The organism is Streptomyces sp. 130 (assembly GCF_007096885.1).
Lineage (GTDB): Bacteria > Actinomycetota > Actinomycetes > Streptomycetales > Streptomycetaceae > Streptomyces.
Window position 1 is genome coordinate 151,301 of record NZ_VJNO01000006.1, and the last position, 19,212, is coordinate 170,512.

The 19,212-nt window shown below is 71.4% G+C and carries 11 protein-coding genes; 2 read left to right on the plus strand and 9 right to left on the minus strand.

Annotated elements, in window-relative coordinates; translation table 11 throughout:
- Positions 1-16 precede the first annotated feature (16 nt).
- Positions 17-1,699 carry an N-6 DNA methylase gene (locus FKN01_RS07925; protein WP_143617852.1) on the plus strand — a complete coding sequence of 561 codons (1,683 nt, stop codon included), beginning with the start codon at positions 17-19 and terminating at the stop codon, positions 1,697-1,699.
- A gap of 12 nt (positions 1,700-1,711) precedes the next feature.
- Here FKN01_RS07925 and FKN01_RS07930 read toward each other — a convergent pair whose 3' ends face one another.
- The 3 genes from FKN01_RS07930 to FKN01_RS07940 are packed head-to-tail and all read right to left on the minus strand — an operon-like array spanning position 1,712 to position 6,907.
- On the minus strand, positions 1,712-3,841 hold the full coding sequence (locus FKN01_RS07930) for a UvrD-helicase domain-containing protein (protein ID WP_143617854.1): 2,130 nt from the start codon (positions 3,839-3,841) through the stop codon (positions 1,712-1,714).
- Between the two features lie 40 nt (positions 3,842-3,881).
- The gene (locus tag FKN01_RS07935) at positions 3,882-5,093 is read right to left on the minus strand and encodes an McrC family protein (protein WP_143617856.1); all 1,212 of its coding nucleotides are present in this window, start codon (positions 5,091-5,093) and stop codon (positions 3,882-3,884) included.
- Complete coding sequence (locus FKN01_RS07940; protein ID WP_143617858.1) at positions 5,090-6,907, minus strand: DUF4357 domain-containing protein; 1,818 nt, start codon at positions 6,905-6,907, stop codon at positions 5,090-5,092. The genes FKN01_RS07935 and FKN01_RS07940 overlap by 4 nt, the downstream gene beginning before the upstream one ends.
- Positions 6,908-7,057: 150 nt before the next feature.
- Between FKN01_RS07940 and FKN01_RS07945 the strand changes: the two genes are divergently transcribed.
- Entirely contained in the window at positions 7,058-8,734 is a 1,677-nt protein-coding gene (locus FKN01_RS07945; protein ID WP_143617860.1) for a DUF262 domain-containing protein, read from the plus strand.
- Here the strand turns inward: FKN01_RS07945 and FKN01_RS07950 are convergent.
- The 6 genes from FKN01_RS07950 to FKN01_RS07975 form a co-directional block, all read right to left on the minus strand.
- The gene (locus tag FKN01_RS07950) at positions 8,715-9,113 is read right to left on the minus strand and encodes a hypothetical protein (RefSeq protein ID WP_143617862.1); all 399 of its coding nucleotides are present in this window, start codon (positions 9,111-9,113) and stop codon (positions 8,715-8,717) included. The genes FKN01_RS07945 and FKN01_RS07950 overlap by 20 nt on opposite strands.
- Positions 9,110-11,527, minus strand: coding sequence for an AAA family ATPase (locus tag FKN01_RS07955; protein ID WP_143617864.1), 2,418 nt, complete (start codon positions 11,525-11,527; stop codon positions 9,110-9,112). The genes FKN01_RS07950 and FKN01_RS07955 overlap by 4 nt, the downstream gene beginning before the upstream one ends.
- A 360-nt stretch (positions 11,528-11,887) precedes the next feature.
- Positions 11,888-13,585, minus strand: a complete 1,698-nt coding sequence (locus FKN01_RS07960; RefSeq protein WP_143617866.1) for a GTPase — start codon at positions 13,583-13,585, stop codon at positions 11,888-11,890.
- Positions 13,578-16,556: a GTPase gene (locus FKN01_RS07965; RefSeq protein WP_143617868.1), complete on the minus strand. Its 2,979-nt coding sequence runs from the start codon at positions 16,554-16,556 to the stop codon at positions 13,578-13,580. The genes FKN01_RS07960 and FKN01_RS07965 overlap by 8 nt, the downstream gene beginning before the upstream one ends.
- 2 nt (positions 16,557-16,558) lie before the next feature.
- Positions 16,559-18,655, minus strand: coding sequence for an Hsp70 family protein (locus FKN01_RS07970; protein ID WP_143617870.1), 2,097 nt, complete (start codon positions 18,653-18,655; stop codon positions 16,559-16,561).
- The gene (locus FKN01_RS07975) at positions 18,652-19,164 is read right to left on the minus strand and encodes a hypothetical protein (RefSeq protein WP_143617872.1); all 513 of its coding nucleotides are present in this window, start codon (positions 19,162-19,164) and stop codon (positions 18,652-18,654) included. The genes FKN01_RS07970 and FKN01_RS07975 overlap by 4 nt, the downstream gene beginning before the upstream one ends.
- Between the last annotated feature and the right edge of the window lie 48 nt (positions 19,165-19,212).

Below are 19,212 nucleotides of genomic sequence, written 5' to 3' on the forward strand. Positions count from 1 at the left end.
TGTGTACCGTGGGTGTATGTCAGACGCGCCCGCTCCCCAAGCCGGATCGCTGGTCACCGGCTCCGAGATCGCCCGATTCGCGGGCGTCACTCGTGCCGCGGTCTCCAACTGGAGACGGCGGTACGACGACTTCCCGGCGCCTGTCGGAGGTGGCGCGGGGAGCCCGCTTTTCGCTCTGGCCGATGTCCAGGCGTGGCTGGCCAAGCAGCGCAAGGGCCAGGATCTCTCGGAGGACGTACAGCTCTGGCAGGCGCTGCGCGGAGCCTATGGCGACGACATGCTCGCCGCGCTCGCCGATGCGGCTCGGTTGCTGGCGGACCCCGCGTCGGAGGCGTGCGGCGCCTTGCCCGCAGAGGCTGTCCGTCTGCTCCGCGGCGCGGTGGAGGCAGGAGCGGAAGGTGAGATGTCCCGTGCTCTCGCCGAACGCTTCACGGACTCCGTCCGCCGCGCGGGATCGGATCTGGTGACCCCGCCGCGCATCGTCCGTGCTGTGCGGCACTTCGCCGCGGATGTCGCGGCCGATGCGACCGTCTTCGATCCGGCCTGCGGCATCGGGACCCTGCTGATGTCCGTCGGGCCCGAACAGGGACCGCGCCGCTGCGGCCAGGAGGCCGATGCGCGCGGCGCCGGCTTCGCGCGGTCGCGGGCCGCCCTCGCCGGACTCACCCGAGTCACCATCGCCGAGGGAGACTCCCTCCGTGCGGATCAGTGGCCGGACCTCAGGGCGGACTTGGTGGTCTGCGATCCGCCGGTCGCCGACAGCGACTGGGGCCGCGAAGAACTGCTTCTCGACTCCCGCTGGGAATTCGGCACGCCGTCCCGCGCGGAAGGCGAACTCGCCTGGTTGCAGCACGCTTACGCGCACACCGCACCGGGCGGACGCGTTCTCATGGTCATGTCGGCTTCGGTCGCCTATCGCAAGGCGGGCCGCCGTATCCGAGCCGAGCTCGTACGGCGCGGTGTGCTGACGCAGGTCGTCGCCCTGCCGCCGGGGAGTGCGGCGTCGCACGCGCTGCCCCTGCATGTGTGGGAACTGCGCCGACCGCAGTCGCCCGGTGACGAGGCGGACAGCGTCCGGATGGTGGACCTGACCCGGAACGAGCTGGACGGCTCACTGGATCCGAAGCCCGAGCAGGCGGTGGACGTGCCTCTGATCGAACTCCTCGACGATGCCGTGGACCTCACTCCCGGCCGCCACGTCAGAGAGTCCCAGCGGGATTACGTCGCCGCATACGACGACCTGCGACGGGAGCTGACGGAACAGGTCCGCCGGCTGGCCGAACTGCTGCCCCGACTGAGCGGGGGAGAAGGCGTCGGTGCTCTGGACGGGCCGTCCGTCAGTGTCGCCGACCTCGCGCGCGCCGGACTCGTGGAATTCGGCGACGCCGAGCCGGTCTCGGCCAGCGATCAGCTCGACACGGACTTCCTTCGGGGCTTCCTGCGCGGTGCCGCGAACACGCGCCGCTCCACCAGTTCCAGCGGCACCTTCCGGTTCGACGCGAAGGGTGCTCGCATTCCGCAGATGGACATCGCCGAGCAGCGCCGCTACGGCGCCGCGTTCCGGGCGTTGCAGGAGTTCGAGGAGCGGGCGCGGAGGGTGGCGGAACTCAGCAAGGAGGCTGCCGGGCTGGCACGCGAAGGCCTGGGCAGTGGCGCCCTCGAGCCCGGCCAGGAGGCACGCCCGGCCCCGGCCGAATGAGCCCGGCGCACGTCAGCGAGGGACGAAGGGGGTGGGGTCTCCGGCCCACGACACCGCCAGCGCCTCACGGGCCCGGGTGCACGCGACGAACAGCAGACAGCGCTCCCGCAGCAGGTCCGACTCGTGCTGCAGGACATCCACCGCCGCCGGCGTGACCTCACGAGCGAACGGCACCGCACCCGCTGTGACCCCGAGGACGGCTACGCAGCGGAACTCCAGCCCCTTCATGCTGTGCATGGTCGCCAGGCGCACACCTTCCACTTGTGGCCCGGGATTGTCCTTGACCCGGGCGACCGGGACGCCGGCGGCGGACAGCTTGTCGTACGCCTTGTCCAGCAGCACGTGGAAGCGGGCGCACACGCCGATCTCCGAGGGGCGGATGCCCTGGGCGATCCAGCCCGTCACACGTTCGACCAGCGCGGCGACCTCGGCGTGTTCCGAGCCGTGCCCCTCGACGTGCGGTCTGCGCCCGTGCAGGAGCGAGCGGTAGCCCGCCAGGGAGTCGCTGCCCTCGCCCGCCAGGTCCTCGACGGCGACCCCGCTCATGACCCCCGCGGACCAGGAAAGGATCTCCTCGGTGCTGCGGTAGTTGACACGCAGACGGTGCGCGCGGCCGGTCACGGAAATGCCCAGGGAGCCGAGTGACACCTTCGAGTCGTAGATCCGCTGGTGGGGGTCGCCCGTGAGGAACAGGTCGTCGCTGCCCGGTGCCACGGCGCCGCGCAGCACCCGCCACTGCGCCGGGTGCAGATCCTGAGCCTCGTCCACGACCACGTGATCGTGCGTGGGGGAGGAGCCGGCGAGCAGTTCGGCGGCGCGCGCGCAGATCCGCAGATGCGTGGTGGCCCGCTGGTCCCGCAGCATCGACTCGAACAACTCCACGGCGGGCCACAGCCGTTCCCTGCGCGCGGACGACAGCGCGGTGCCGCGCCCACGGCGCGACGCCACCCGGTAGGCGTCCCAGCCGCGCAGGTTCTGGGCGAGGATCACGTGCCGGTACTCCTGAGCCAGGAACTGTTCGGTCCACGGCAGGCCGAGCCTCTTGACCACGCGCTGCCACACCTGTCGCTCCTCCCGGTCCCCGAGCGGCGAGAGCACCTTGCCGTCGAGGCGGCTCACGATGCCGTGCGCATAGGCATCGACCGTGGTCACGTCGACGCGGGCGAGCAGCGCTGCGTCGCCGTCCAGCAGGGCGGACAGGCTCTCCCGCAGGGACGCCGCCAGGGCACCGGTGAAGGTGGTGAGCAGGACGCGGGAATCGGGCGAACGGGTGAGCAGGTGCTTCACCCGGTGCAGTGCAGCCACCGTCTTGCCGGTCCCCGGGCCGCCGGTGACCTGGGCCGGACCGCTGTACGACACCCGGTAGGCGACACGGCGCTGTGAGGGGTGCAGAAACACGCGCCATGCGGCGAAGGGCTTCTCCAGGATGTCGGCGAGTTCCTCCGGACCGGTGACCAGCGTGATGCGGCTCGCCGTGTTGGCGATGGCGACGGCGAGGCTCGCGTCGGGGTCCGGACCGGCGTCGACGGGCTGGTGCTCGGCGACGACGTCCCGGTACACCTCCTCCGGGCTGAAGCCCTCGGCCAGATACTGGAGGACCTCGCACTGGTCCTCCGGCAGCAGGGTCTCGAAGGCCCGCAGCTGCGCCTTGTCCACGATGGTCCGTACGGCCCTGAGCACCTGCTCGTCGATGCCGAGCTCGCGCAGCACGGTGTCGGAGTACTTGGCGAAGAGCAGGGAGCCGGCCGCCGCGGCGGCCTTCTCCAGGGCGGGGGTCAGCTCCTCCAGCGCGACCACGTTGCGGACTTCCAGCGCCCGTGTGGCGGAGTTCGTCGTGTACAGGCGCTTCGCGGCCCAGGAGTAGGCATCGTCGTGCGGGACGACGTTGACGAGCAGGAAGACATCACTGCCGTCGTCCGGGGCGAGGACCACGCCCCGCCAGAAGTCGTTGATACGGATGGTCCGCATGCGCGGGTCGCGCGCGTTCTCCACGGACTCCAGGTGCAGTCCCTTGTCCGCGTGCAGCTCGGCGACGGTGAGCCGCTGGAACTTCTGCATCGCCTTGCGTACGCCCGCCCGCACGGGCTTCTCCAGGATGTCGTAGCCCTCCCAGAAGCTGTGGGCGAACGCGAGCTGCGGCACGAGGTGAACTCCCCACCCTGGACGGACACACCGCAGTCGATCATACGCGCGGCGTACCGCTCAGCTGGTCGGCCACCTCCTGGAGGTCCGCGAGCAGCCCCGGGGGGTCCTGGTCCAGGTCGAGGGCGTGCTGGTGGATGACGGTGCCGGCGTGCCGCACGGTGTGGGCCGCGTGCGCCGCGTTGCCCTTGGCATACACGAGGTGTCCTTCCGGCAGGCCCAGAGCGGTGCAGTACGCGAGCATCTGATACAGGTCGGCGTCGGGGAACCCGTGCCGCTTCTCGGCCTTGTACTTGGCGTCCACCACGGCGCAGACCGCTCCGCCGGGTTCGTACAGCACGAGGTCGGGCTTCATCCGGATCGCGGCGGCCTCGTCGAGGTGGTGCGGGTCCTGGAGCCGGGCCACATGACCGCGGGCATGGCAGGCGTTCCGCAGCGCGACGGTCACGAAGTCCTCGAAGAGCCTGTTCATGTCGAACAGGAACCCGTCGACGCGCAGTCCGCCGGCGGAATGCTCGACCGAGGTGCCGTCCAGGACGGCCCGGGCCAGATGAAGGGCCTGGTGGTAGCGGGCGTTGAGGCGGGTGGGCCGCCACGCCGGCAGCGGTTGCCCCCGCACCAGCGCCTCCGCTTCGGCAAGGCGGGCCCGCTGGTGGAGGAGCCTGTGCCGGACGCCGCCCGGCACGCCGGGCAGCCGCAGCAGGCGCTCCACGGCGGCGCGCAGGATGCGGTTCTCCGCTATGTCGGTGGTGAACTCGTCGAAGGCGACCTCGATGGGCAGAGTGGCGCCGAACCGCCGCCGTATCTGCTCGGACTCCCGGATACGCCCGCGCACGACGAGGGCGGACTCCTCCGCCGCCCGGTATCCCTGGAGAAGCCCCTGGCGCAGCGCCCGGTCGATCTGCCGTTCCACGGCATGAGCGAGCGCGGGCACCAGATCTCGGTGCCCGGCGAGTCCCACGTCCCCGTCCCGCCAGACGTCCTTCGGGTCCTGGGCGTACCCGAGGAGGAAGAACAGCCGGGCGACGGGGACCTTGGACGTCACACGCACGGTGATCCGCGGGCCGGGGTCCGGCGCCGTGAAGGCCATCGCGCCGACCTTGCTGCCGGCCCGTAGCGACCAGTGCCCGGGGATGTGCGCATCCGGGGCCGCTTCCACCATGTCGCCTGCTGCCAGGGCGCGCCCGACGGCGTCCGGCAGGGGGACGGAGACCGCGGGGGCGTGCTCGACGAGTTCGATCACCCGGGTCACCCGAGCGACTCCCGGAGCGCCGCGAGCCCGTACCGCTTCTCGACCTCCACACCCTCGCCGTAGTGGTGTTCCTCGAGGAGCGGGAGGATCTTGGTCCGCCAGGTCCGCTCAAGGCCCCCCTCGCGGTAGACGCCCTTCTTCATCAGGTACGAGGGCCCGATGCGGAAGTCGGGGTCGTCGATACGGGAGTTGAGCGCGTCCAGCAGGTCGGCCGGTTCGCCGTCGCGGCCCGCCCGCGCGAGCCAGCGGCGCAGCAGTCCGCTCGTCGGCTCGGTGCGGGGGGAGAGTTCGACGAAGGCGAAGCGCCGCCGCATGGCGGCGTCGACGAGGGCGATCGACCGGTCGGCGGTGTTCATGGTGCCGATCACGAACAGGTTGGGCGGCAGGGCGAAGTCGTCGCCGGAGTAGGTGAGCCGGACCGACTTGTTCCGGTACTCCAGGAGGAAGTACAGCTCGCCGAAGACCTTCGCCAGGTTGGCGCGGTTGATCTCGTCGATGATCAGAAAGTGCGGGACGTGGCGGTTGCCCTCGCGGGACGCCAGATCGGCCAGCTCGCGCAGCGGGCCCGCGGTGAGCCGGAAGGCGACCTCGCGGGTCTGCGGGTCCTCCTGCGGCCGGAAGCCCTCGAAGAAGTCCTCGTACGCGTAGGAGGGGTGGAACTGGACGAGCTTGACCTGCTCCGGGCCACCGCCGAGGAACTCGGCCAGCTTCAGCGCCAGATAGGTCTTCCCCGTGCCCGGCGGGCCGTACAGCACCAACTGCCGTTCGTCCCAGAGGAGATCGCGTACCTCACGCAGCCACGCGGTCTCATGCACCAGGAGCTCGGCGGCCAGGCCGTCCGTCGGATGGGGCAGTTCCAGCTCCCGTCGGGCGGTCAGCGCGGGCAGTTCGGCGCTGGGATCACGGTCTATCGCCTCCGCCTCCTCCACCAGCTCCTGGTCGGTGAGGCCGAGTCCCTCGATATGGGCCTGGACGGAGGTGAGGTCGACGACATCGTGCTGGACGGACAGCTTCTGCTGCAGTTCCTCCGGAAGATCGTCGTACGGGAATCCGGCGGGCTGCCACTCGACCGGCCGGCGCAGGTTGGACCGCCGGTCCTCGGACTCCGACTGCTCGGCCTCGCCGGTGATCTCGCCGACGTACAGCCGGCCGCCGGAGATCGTGCACACGCTGTCGCCCGGCTTCATGCGGGACAGGAAGGCGTGCAGGTCCTCGACGAGTTGCTGCTTCTGGCTGTAGGTCGCCGTCGACTCGTAGCCCTCCTGGACGAGGGTGCGCAGCGCGTCCTTGCTGATCCCCTGCTCGACCCCCTGCCTCAGCCTGGAGGCGGGCAGAGTGACACGTCCCTCCGGCAGCCACAGGCGCTGGACCAGGTCGAGCCCCGTGACGTTGGAACCGCGCACGAGCCAGGGCCGGCTGGGCCCGGGCCGCACCCCGGTCATGTAGTCGGACAGGGGGCGGTCGTCCTCCGTCCGCCACTCCTCCCAGCCGTTGCGCGGGGCCCCGACCAGCACCACGGCGGCGAAGGAGGGCGAGCCGAACTCGACGTCTTCGGTCAGCTCCAGCCAGCCCGGCCAGCGCGACGACGGCGCCAGCACACCCTGTGCCTTCAGCTCCTCCCGGCGCCTGCTCGGCGCCTTGAAGTGCCTGTCGAGCGACGGCATGACGTGGTCGCGGGCCGGTGACCCCGCCCGCACGAGGAACTTCCGGCTCCCGTTCGTCCCCGTTTCGTCCAGCAGGACTCCGCGCGCCCGCTCGACGCCGTCGCCGCTGGGCAGGCGCAGCCGGAACTCCGGGTACTCGTGGGCCGCCACGGATCACCTCTCCTCACGGGTCGATCTCGCCCCGCAGCGTACTGCGGGGCACGGCCGGTGACCGAACGGCCGGGAAGGCCGCCGTTCTCCGGCGGCCCGGAGTGGGGCGAGCACCCCACGTGTGTCAGTGGAGGCCGCGATGATGGCCGCATGCAGAAGCTCGAAGCACATGAGATGCCGCTCCACAAGGTCTTCAGCAGTGACTACGACTTCCGGATCCCCGACTATCAGCGGCCGTACGCCTGGGAGGTGGAGCAGGCCGTCCAGCTGCTCACCGACCTCGCGGAGGCGCTGGACCGGGGCAACGAGGAGCCCTACTTCCTCGGTTCGCTGGTGCTCGTCAAGGAGACCGGGCAGCCGAGATCCGAGGTCATCGACGGCCAGCAGCGTCTGACCACGCTCACCATCCTGCTGTCGGTGCTGCGCGACCTGACGACTCAGGCGGAGCTGCGTGACGCCCTCCACAAACTGATCAACCAGCCCGGCGACCCGATTCTCGGCAGGAAGCCGCAGCCCCGGCTGAAGCACCGACAGCGCGACGCGGACTTCTTCCACAGGTATGTCCAGGCCGGCGGCGCGATCGACGCGCTGCTCGCCGTGGACGGGACCACGCTGGCGACGGACGCGCAGAGGGCCGTCCGCGACAACACGGTCGCCCTGCACCGTGAACTGCTGGGGTGGTCCGAAGAGCGCCGCCTCGGCCTGGTCAGGATGCTCGGCGAGCGGACCTTCCTCGTCGTGGTCGCCACCCCCGACCTTGAGAGCGCGCACCGGATCTTCAGCGTGATGAACTCCCGCGGCCTGGACCTGTCTCCCACCGACATCTTCAAATCGCAGGTCATCGGAGCCCTGGAGGACCCGGGGGAATCGGAGAACTGCGCCCGCAAGTGGGAGGACGCCGAAGAGACCCTGGGCAGAGACGACTTCGCCGACCTCTTCCTCCACCTGCGGATGATCTACGAGAAGAAGCGGGCCGAGCGGGAACTGCTCAAGGAGTTCCCCAGGCAGGTGCTCGACCACTATCTGCCGGACAGGGCGGACGTCTTCGTCAACGACGTCGTCGTGCCGTACGCCGATGCGTACGCCCGGATCCGCGACGCGCGCTACGAGGCTTCGTTCGGCACGGAGCAGGTCAACGCCTGGTTCAAGCGGCTCCAGCAGACCGACAACAACGACTGGCGGCCCGCCGCGCTGTGGGCGCTGCGCAACCGCGAGCACGACCCGGAGTGGCTCAACCGCTTCCTCCGCGCGCTCGAACGGCTGTCCGCCAGCATGTTCATTCGCCGTGTCTACACCACCCCGCGCGTGACGCGCTACGCGGAACTGCTCCGCCAGCTCGACCAGGGGCGGGGCCTGGACTCGCCCGCGTTCGAGCTCACGGAGGCCGAGAAGGCCGAGACCCGGACCCGGCTCGAAGGCGAGCTGTACCTCGTCGGCAAGATCCGCAAGTACGTGCTGCTCCGTGTCGACGAAATGCTCTCCGAGGCCCACGGTGTCAAGTACGACCTTCCGCTCATCACCGTCGAGCATGTGCTGCCGCAGAACCCGCCGGCCGGTTCCCGGTGGACGGAGCTGTTCGACGAGGACCAGCGCGCGCACTGGACCCATCGGCTCGGCAACCTGGTCCTGCTCAACCGGGCGAAGAACTCCGCCGCGCAGAACTACGACTTCACCGCGAAGAAGGCCAAGTACTTCACCGGCCGCAGCGGTGCGGTTCCGTTCGCACTGACCAGCCAGGTGCTCCAGTACGAGGACTGGACGCCGGACGTCCTGGAGGCCCAGCACAAGACGCTGGTCGACCTCCTGGTCAAGGAGTGGGACCTGTGACCGTCGTGCCGCCGGCGCCCAGCGCCGCCAGAAGCCCGGACACCTCCCGCAGGCGGACGCTGATCTCGGCCGGGGCCGGGGGCAGTTCACAGGTCCGGTAGTGGCACGCCGCGCTGAGCGCCGACCAGGTGGTGCGGCAGCGGCGGGCGGTGTCCTGGCCCGCGTACCACTCCAGGCACAGCATCCGGTGCTTGCCCACCCGGGTCATGGAGGGGGTGACCCGGGTCCAGTAGGCGTCCAGGGCCTGGTCGAGTGCCATCCGGAGCAGTACGGCCGCGGCGCGGGCGCGTACGGCCGGGGCCAGGGCGAGCGCGCGCCCGGGTCCGGGGAGCAGGAGGTGACCGGCGGCGTGCACCAGGGTCTCGGGGGATGCGCTCACCGGGCACCTCCGGAATTCCGCGCACCGGCGGCGCTCCGGATGGCCTTGGCGAGCGCCGTGGTGCGGCGCACCAGACTCCTGCGGTGGTCGGCCGTCGGAAGGGGCGTGTGCGAGCCGGAGTTGAACGCCTCGATCAGCGCCCAGCCGCCGGGGTGGATGCGCTCCAGGGCCTCGCGGGCGGGCTGCCGCGCGTCACCCAGCAGGGCGAGGGACACGTACGTCTTGGTGCGCTCCAAAGCGCCGATACGCTCCTCCACGGCCCGCAGGCTCAGCCCCTGATCGTCGCGCAGCCTGCGCCGCGCGGTCTCCAGACAGGCGGCCTCGACCGCCACCCGGCACATCGCGGGCAGGACATGGTCGGCCACGTCCTGCGGCAGGTACGGGTCGAGGGAGACGGCCCGCGCTTCCGCGAGAGCCTGGTCCACCGGGTCGGAGAGGGTCTCGACACCCACCACCGAGTCGGTCTGACGGGTGACGCGCAGGACGGTCGCCTTGATGCCGAGGTGGGCGATGGCCTGCTGGAGCCGGGTGTCGTGGGTGAACACGATCACCTGCCGGTCACGGGCGCAGGCGTCCAGGACCCGGGCCAGGCCCTCCACCTTCTCGGGGTCCATGGACTGCACCGGGTCGTCGATCACCAGGAAGCCGAAGGGGCTGGCCGCATGGGTGGCGCGGGGCAGGAAGAGGGAGAGCGCGAGGGAGTGCAGCTCGCCCTGGCTCATCACGCTGTAGGCGGGGGCCGACATCTCGTCCACGGAGACGTCCAGTTCGATCTTGCCACGCTTCGGGGTCCCGGCCAGCGTGACGGAGCCGAGCGTGACGCTGCTGTGCTCGCACAGCTGCCGCCACACCTCCTGGGACTGCTCGGCGAAGGGCCGCAGCCGCTCGTCGCGCAGCTCGTCGATGATCGGCCGCAGCCAGGCCCGGGCCTTGCGCGCGTGCTTGCGCCGCTCGCGGGCTGCCGCTGCCGCCTCCTCGGCGCCCAGCCACTCCGCGAGCCGCACGGCCGTCGGCTGCCAGAGACCGTCGTGCTCGGCGAGCCGGCGGGCGGCGTCCTCCCGCATCTGCCGGCAGGCCTCATGCAGCGCGGTCGCGGTGCGCTCGATGCGGTCCGCCAGCTCCCGGGGATGGGTCACGTCCCTGCACTGCGCCCACTCCTGCCACACCGAGGCGAACGCGGACGACTCTCCCCTCAGCCACACCGGAACCGGCTGGACGAGGCCATGGGCGGCCCGCACCGCCTCCGCCGTCTTCTGCTGGGCCGCCGCGGCGTCCTCGGCCTCCGTCCGCAGCCGCTCCACCTCGGCGCGCGTCCGCTCGGCCCACGCCCGGTCCAGCCGCTGCTCCGCGCCGCAGACCGGGCAGTCCGCGGTCCGCGAGCGCCGCTGCTGCTCCACCGCCGCCTCCAGGAGCGCGGCCAGGCGAAGGGCCTCATCGGCCCGGCCGTACCGGGCCTGCTCGGCGTGCGCGGCGGCGTCCCGCAGCCGCTCGACGGCCGCGCCGACCTCCCGCAGGTCCAGTTCGTCGAGACCGGCGTACCGCCGCAGCCGGGCCGGCCCGGAGTCGGTCGCCGGGTCGCGGCCTTCGAGGAGGGCCCGTACCCGGGCCAGGTCGCGCGTGCTTCCCGACAGCGCCTGAACGGCCTCGCGGGCCCGGGGGTCGTCGAGCGCGGCCAGCTCGGTGATCAGCTCCGCGGTGAGTCCGTCGGCCCGCTTGATGACCTGGTCGCTCTCGCTCGCCGCGTCCTTGACCCGGCCGTCGTACTCCGCGAGCAGTTCGAGCCCGAGGAGCTTGAAGAAGGCGTCGTGCAGCCCGCCGAGGGTGCCGTTGATCATTGAGCCGAGTTCGCTGTACGGCAGGAAGGGCCGGGACAGGTCAAGGGCCGCGGGGTCGATGACCTCCTCCAGCTTCCGTTCGGAGCGGTCGGCCCCCTCGACCCTGGTCCGGGCCTCGGTGACCTTCGCTCCGAACCAGGTCCGACGCACGGTGACGGCCTCGCCGCGCTCACCGACGGCGAGTTCGACGGCGACCTCGGGCGTGACGTCGGGGCTGTGCAGGTTGCGCCAGCCCTTCTGCCAGTCGCCGGCCCGCCGCCCCTCCCACCGGGAGTTGAGTCCGGTGATCGCGGTCTCGGCGGCCTCGGCGAAGCTCGACTTGCCCGAGCCGTTGGCCCCCGCGACGACGACCAGGCCGGGCCCCGGCGGCAGTTCGAGCGTGGTCCGCGGACCGATGCCGCGCCAGCCGCCCGCGGTGATGGACCGCAGCTGTACGGGATCGGCGCGTCCGCTGCCTCCACCGGCCCGTTCTTCGGGGAGCAGGTCACGCAGCAGCTGCCGCACCTCCGGCACCAGGCCGGAATCGTCCAGGCGGGTGAGCAGAAGGGCGCGCAGGGAGGCGGAGGGCTGATCGGTCATGGTCGGTTCCCTTGACTGGGCGTGACGGAAGGGGCTGCGCGAGCTGATGGCGCAGCCTGTTGGCATCATGAGTATGTCGACGACCTGTTAGCGATGTCAACGCATTTCTTGTGCTCACAGATTCGAAACTGTGTACACGTGCGGTCGGGCTGCGTCGCGAGGTGACCGGCCGGGGCATGGGCGTACGAGAGGTGTCCCGCCGTTCCGTCGGCAGGATGGGCACGGCTCGGTGCCCCGGCGGCCGGCGTATGCGGTGAGGGCGGGGGGAGGGGCCGAGGCCTGTTTCGGCCTGTCCCGGCCCGGGCCTCCGGCATGGGTACGGACACGGGCGCCCGGGGCGCGGTCGCCCCGGGCGCGGGGTCAGCCCGCGGCCGGCCCGACGAGCTTCGCGGCCTCGTCGCGGAGGCTCCTGATTGCCTCCAGCGCTGTCTCGCGCGCGGCGCTGATCTCCGCACCGGGGCGCGTGAGGCCGCTCAGCGACTGTTCCACCTCCGCGATCCATGCGCCGAGGTGCTGCTCACCGGCGGCGGTGAGTTCGTTGCGCTGGCTGAGCGCCACTGCGGCGAAATGGTCCCGGAGCGCCTGGCGACGCTTGTTGATCTTCATCCGCTTGTTCTGGTCCTGCGCGATGCTCTTCACATCCATCAGCGGGCCCATGGCCGCCATGGCCCACTGCACCTTTCCGGCCGTGCCGGTGACCTTCGCGGCCCCCTTGATCTTGCCCCAGGGCTTGTACTTGCCGACGCCGTTGGTGATCTTCCCGCCGATGTCGAGCGCCTTCTGGCCCGCTCGGGACTTGTTGAGCCAGTTCGCGACGTTGGCCGCCGCCTTCGGATCGTCGGCGACCTTCTTGATCCACTCGTGCAGTCTCTTGGCGCCCACCTTCGCGGCCTTTTCCGCCGCTTCCCTGACGGCCCGTTCGTACGGTGACTCCGCGGGTGCGGCGAGTTCCGCCTCGGGGGCGTCGACGTCATTCACCCAGGCCTCGGGCTCGGGCACGCTCTCCCCGTGTTCGGCGGCCATCGCGTCGAACGCCACCCTCAGCGATGCGGAGAACGTGACGTCGAAGTCGGCGCGGGCGGCGATCAGTTCCCCGGTGACGGCAGTGGCGATATCGAGGGGGACGACGCCGTTCTGCTCGGAGACGCCGTCGGCGGCGATGCCTCCCGCCGTTCTGATCCTGGAGGCGACGATCCCGCTCTCCCTCTCCAGGGCGTCCAGCACCCCCTCCTTCGCCCGGGCGACCGACGCCTCGGCGTCCTTCGCGATCCGCGCGGCGTCGAGTGCCTCCCCCTCCAGCTCCCACCGTTGTTCGGCGTCCTGCAGAACCCGGATGAGCTCGTGTGCCTGCGCCTTGGGCCGGACACCCTCGACGCCGGGTGCCGTGATTCGCCGCAACTCGGCGGTGAGGGCGTCGATACCGCTTTCCGCTGCGAGCAACTCACGATTCTCGTCGGAGAGTTCGGGATCGTTGGCCGCGTCGACGTAGTCGCGTGCGTCGGTCGGTATGACGGGGACACGGTCGGCGAAGGGGCCGAGCCGTTTGCGGACCTCGTCGAGGATGACCTCGCGGTCACTGTTCTCGGCGCTCATCTTGTTGACGACGACGACACCGCGGTCGGCGAACCCGTCGGCATCGAGCGCCTGCAGGATGGCTGCGGTCTCCGCCTCTCCCGGGAGCTCGCTCGTCGTCACGATCATCAGCGCGTCCGCGCCGCGCACGCCGCGTCGGGCGGCGGCGGAGTGCTCGTCGTTGCCGGACAGCGTTCCGGGCAGGTCGACCAGCGTCACGCCGTTCCACGGGTAGGGCGTCGCCCGCCGCGTCTTGGGTGCCGCGTCGACGAGCCTTTCCACCTCGGCCGCCGGGAGCCGGAGCAGTGCCGCGACGAGCATCGACTTCCCGGCGCTGTACGGACCCAGGAGCGCGATCCGCAGCGGACTCGTGTCGGCACGGGGCAGGCTCGCTGCCAGGTCCCGCGTGCGGGGGTGAGCGTTCAGGACCTCCTCGGCCCGGGAACTCAGCGCGAGGACGCGAGCGTCCCGTCCTCCGTCAGCCATGTGTGGTCCCCTCTCCTTCTCCACTTGTGGAAACCGGGCAGCTCTCGATCCGCTCGGTGAGGACGTCCACGAGATGTTCACGCAGGCGCCTGCGCACTTCCTCGACGTGGGACGCGTCGGTCCAGACGCGGAGCTCGACTCCCGGCGTCCGGCGCGCCCGCCGGATGGCCGCCGGGTCGCCGCCCGCGAGAGCCAGGAGCCGGCGCGCCAGCACGAGGTCGATCGCGTCGAGGGCGGAGCGTACGGCCGACCGCATCCGGCCCAGCCGCTCGAACCGCTTCCGGGCGCTGCCGAGGTCCTCGGCCTGTGCGGCGAACTGGGCGTCGACCTGGGCCGAAGCGTCCTCGACGATACGCTCCAGCCGCGCACCGATGAAGTCGTACAGACCGTCAACGCCGGTCTCCACCGAGGCTCTGGTGGCGCTGGCCCACCTGTCCTTCTCCTGCCGTACGCGGTCGACCTCACCGCTCACCGACTTCGCCGCTCCGGCCAGGGCCTCCGCCACGTAGACCGCCGTCACCGCCGGAGGCGGTACCGCGAGCTTCTTGGGGATTCCCTTCGCGGTGAGCGAGCCCAGGAGGGCCGTGGCCGCCCCCTTGGCTGCCGCCGCGCCCATGGTGACGGCCTTCACGGCGGGACGCGGCCCCACCCGTGGCTGCTCGTCGTCCTGCGGGTCCTGCCGGTCCTGCCGGTCCGGGGTGGTCGCCTGCGTGCGCAGCAGCCTCTCCCGGTTCCGTGCCTCCCGTTCGAGCTCGTCCCCGAGCGCCGAGACCAGCCCCTCCAACCCCAGACCGGTGACGAAGTCGCTCCACCGCTGTGCGTGATCCGTTCCGCCCAGCGCCCGGACCACCTCCGGCAGTCGCTCCTTGGCGTGCCGGCGTTCGGCTTCGAGCCGGTCGCGGGTGCCGCGGCCGGCGATCCGGAAGGCGTCGAGCAGTGCGGCCCGCTCACCCGGTGCCGAGCGTTCGAGGCCGGCCAGCGTGCGGTGGATCTCCGGGAGTTCTCCGTCCAGCCGGTCGTGGATCGCGGCGAGCGGCGCCCGTATGCCCTCGGCCAGCCGAACGGCACGAAGCGGAATCGCGCGCTCGGCCAGGAGCCGGGCGAGGGACTGCTCCAGCTCGGGCAGCCCACTGGCCCGCAGGACCTCTTCTCCCAGGTCCCGGTCCTGCGCGGACAACGCCTCGTGCGCGGCGCCGGAGTGGACCGCGAGGATGACGGGCGGGGCGATGCCGAGCGCCGTGGCGACCTGTTCGATCCGACCGGCGTGCTCCGGCACCGACTTGAACGCTCTGTCCGGGTGATCGGCGAAGAGCTTGAAGCGGGCGGGGGTGTTGACCTGCCCCTTCACATTGATGACCGCGAGCAGGGGTTTTCCCGAGAGGAGAAGCCGCCGGAGCTCCGCGGACTCCTCGTCGCGGAGCGTGTCGGCGTAGTTCCAGACGACCGCGTCGGCGCTGTCGCACGCCGCCCGTGCGCGCTGCGCGTCGAAATCGTCGTCCTTCGCGGCGAAGCCGGGTGTGTCCAGGTAGGTCACGGAGCCGACGTCGAACGCGGAGGTCTTCCGCGTGGTGCGGTGCGCCCCGAGCCCGATGCCGGACCGGTCCGCTTCACGCGTCAGGGCCTTGCGGAGCGTGGTCTTCCCGGACTTGGTCCTTCCGGCGATGGCCACGAGCAGCCTGCCCCGCACCGGGGGCAGGGGCCGCAAGGCAGCGCGCAGTTCGCGTTCGAGCGTTCCGATGCGACCGATGACCCCGGCGAGGTCCTCGCTCTCCATCGCGTGCTCGGAGTACGCCGTCCGTGTCGGACCGGCCTCGACTTCGGCCCGGAGAACGGACTGGATGTCGCGGTAGTCCGAGCGGCTCGTGTCCACCGCCCCGGGGGGCAGCGCCAGTTCGCCGACCAGAGGATCGAGGGCCTCACGGAGGCCGGGTTCGGTGCTCCGTACGTCCATGGCCGCGGCCACCCGGTCGAACAGCGCGGTGTGCTTCGTGTACCAGGACTCCAGAGCGCGCAGCTGGTCGACGCCGTGCCGGGCGGCGACCGCCAGGAGGCCGGTCACGAGCCGTGCGGCCGAACTCGTGGCCGGTGGTGCGGGCAGGGAAGCGGTCATGGCCTCCGAGGCCGCCGCCGGCGCCTGTTCGATCAGGGTCCGGGTGCCGTCCGCCGCGAGCAGCTCCAGGGCGCTTTCCGGCACGGCGCCGGTGTCGCGGGCCTCGATCGCCCACAGCAGGGCGTCACGCCGGTCGGACCTGAATCCGGACCGCGCGTCCGGTCCGAGCCAGCGCCACCACTCCGGTCGTGCCGTCAGGAACGCCTCGTAGGCCTCCTCCGCCGCGATGAAGTCCCGCACCTTCTCCAGCCGGCTCGCCAGGTCCCGGTTCCGCAGATCCCGGGCCGCCGAGACGCTGTGCTGGAGGACGAGCTCCCGCGCGGCTGCCGCCCGCTGGGTCACGCGGGGCCGGCTCAGGTCGGCCAGCGCGCTGTCCACGTCGATCTCGCGGATCGACTGCCAGATCTCCTCGGGCCAGTCCTCGCCCGCGCGACGGCATGGTTCGAGGGCCGCGGGCAGCAGGCGTTCCGCGACCGCCACCGCGGCGAGGTCCGCCCGCAGCGCTTCCACCGGCACACCGTCGAGCGCCTGAAGGCGAGGCCGTACGCCTTCGAGCCGCGTCAACTCCCGCAGCGCTCGGGCCTCTCCCGGCGTCGGGGTCCCGCCCCGGGCCATGGCCCGACGGACCAGTTCGTGTTCCTCGACGCACGCCGCAACGGCCTCGGAGACCCACGGGAGGGTGCTCCCGGACGGAGGGAGACCGGCGCAACCGCTCGCCCGGGACACCGTGTCCACCTTCTCGGCGAGCCGCCGGAGGGCGGCCTGCCCGGCCATGGCGTCCACGCCCAGCGGTTCGAGCAGAAGGGCCAGCGTCTCGGTGCGCAGGCTCGTCGTTCTGTCGTGCACTGCCGTGTCACTCACCGCTACTCCTCGTGCGGGCGGTGGTACCGGAACGTGGGGATCGGCCCGGGGCCCGGGGGAATCAGGGCCTGGGTCTGCCGGGGCACCGTCGCCGGTGCGATCCGGTGGCGGGGCGGTACGCAGGTGCGCGGTGTGAAGACCCACATGCCTTGCGACAGGGTGGCCCCGAGCACGCGGTCCTTGTCCCGCAACCAGGGATATCTGCCCTGCAACTCGACGTAGTTGTCGTTGGTGACCACGATTCCGCGCGTGTCCTCCGCGATCGCCGTGACCAGCGCGTCCCCCTTGCCCTCGGTTCCGGCCGGGGGCTGGCTCAGCTCCCCTGTGGAGAGCGCCGAGTCCACGGCGGCGCGTTCCTCCTCCGCGACCTTGTGTCTGAAGGTGGCGTCGACGACCACGTGCAGCACGGCGTCGGGATACCGCGAGGCCAGGGCGTCGCGGGCGGACAGCAGCTGTGCGTAGGAAGGCCGGTCGTCGCTGCCGTACACCCCGGGCTGCCGCGGCGACCTGCCGATCCACGCCAGGTTGGAGCCGTCCAGCACGAGCACGGCGGGCGCCGAGCCCGCGTCGCGCTTCCCGGGCTGGGCCGGCAGCGGCCTGCGGGTGGTGCTGCCCGTGAGCAGATCCTCGAGTTCCCTGCTCACCGCGGGGGTGGGACCGCCGGAGCTGAAGCTCTTGACCTCTTCGTTCAGCACCTCCTCGCCGGTGCGTTCAAGGGTCGCCTTGACGTGGAGAAGGCCGTTCGTGTCGTACGTGTACTCCAGCAGGAACCGGGAGTCCTCACGGGCCCGGGGTTCCCGATAGGTGAGCCGGAGGTCTGTCAACCGCACGTTGTCGGGGTGGTCCAGCGGCCGTTCCGGGTCGCCCTCCCAGATCTCCACGGCGAGTTCACGGGCGTTGTCCCGGCGCGGCGTGTAGTTCTTGCGCTCCTTCCACGGCAGCGGGGAGTTGCGCGGAATGATCTGACTGAACTTCCGCTGTCCGGTGTCGTCCGTGACGACCGTGCCCAGGGCATGGCTCGTCGCCACCTGGATCACGCCTTCCACCTCCCCCGACAGCACAGCCGCCGCGATGGAGGCGCCGCGGGCGACCGCCGTCATGGGGTTGCAGACGTCGACCTCGACGGGCTGCTGCTGCATGACCTCGGCGACCGCCGCGCGGACGCTCGGGATCTGGCTGGTGCCCCCGATCATCAGCACCGCGTCCACATCCAGCGGTGCCATGTGCAGGTCGGTGAGACACTGCTGGACCGGTGCGAGAGCGCGGTCCACGAGGTCGGTGACGGCCTCCTCCAATTCCTCCTGCCACACCGTGACTTCGTCCCCGTCCGGAGTCGTGATCCTGACGGAGTCCTCGGACGACAGGCGGATCTTGCTGCGCTCCACATCCAGTGCGAACTGGCGTTCCTGCCCGGGGGTCCACACCGATCGTGCCGGGGCCCGTTCGAGGATCAGGTCACGCAGGCGGCGGTCGATCTCCAGACCGCCCAGCTCGGTCACGCCCCGTGACGCGAGCTCTTCGAAGAAGCCGTCCTGGTAGTCGAGCACGGTGACGTCGATCGTGCCGCCGCCCCAGTCGAAGACCAGGATCGTACGGGCCTCCTGCAGTTCGTGCACGTACGAGATCGCCGCCGCCGTCGGCTCGTTGAGCAGCGCCAGGACCTCGATGCCCGCGAACTGCGCGGCGGCGCGCGTGCGGTAGCGGGCGGCGCCCGTGGCGTTCGCGGGCACGGTGATCACAGCCCGGTCGATGGCGGCGAGGTTGTCCTCCGCGCCCTTGCGCATGGCCTGGAAGACACCGGCGGCCACCGTCGTCGCCGCGAACCTGCGGCCCTGGATCGTGACGTACTCGTCGTCCTTCAGAAGCCGCTTGCAGGCCTCGGCCGCCTCCTCCGAGCGCAGCTTGGCCTCCCAGCCGAACAACGCTCCCCGGCGCAGCGAACTGATGCCCACCACCGAGGGGAAGAGGTACTCGAAGCCGGGGTGACGCCAGTCGGCGTCGATGTGCTGGGCGTCGAGCAGCAGCACATCGGCGTCGTCGCCCAGCCACTGGGCCACCACGGAGTTCGTGGTGCCGAAATCGATCCCGGTGGCGGTCACATGCCCTCCCCGTCCGTCGCCTCGTCGGCGGCGTCGGAGTCAGCCCCTCCGCCGGGGCCGGGCAGCCGGCGCAGTTGCCCGGAGAGCACCAGTTTGCCGGTCGCCTGGTCCACGTAGGCCGGACGCAGCACCTCGAACGCCTCTCCCTCGCCCTCCACCACCACGAAGAGCTCGTGCTCCCCCTCGGGCGCGTCCACGCACCGCACCCCCTGGTCCAGCAGGGCGGCGCGGATGCCCTTGCGGAGCGAACCGGCGCTCTGGTGGGGCGCTCCGGCGAGCAGATCGACCTCGACCATCCGGGCCAGGTACTCCTCCCGCGAGCGGAACGCCTCCAGAACGGCCTGGCGCAGGGCGGCCGTCAGAGCGGCCTGGGTGGGCCGCCCCTCCTCCGGGAGAGCGGCCAGGAGGTCCGTCGCCCGCTCGGTGAAACGGGAGAGCAGCTTGGGAGGGCTCAGCAGTTCCTCGGGACGGTAGGTGCGCGGGGAGTCCTTGGGAGCGTCGGCCGCCATCCGCCGCTTCTCCCGACGGTGTTTGAGCCCGTTGTTCCCCTTGGGGGC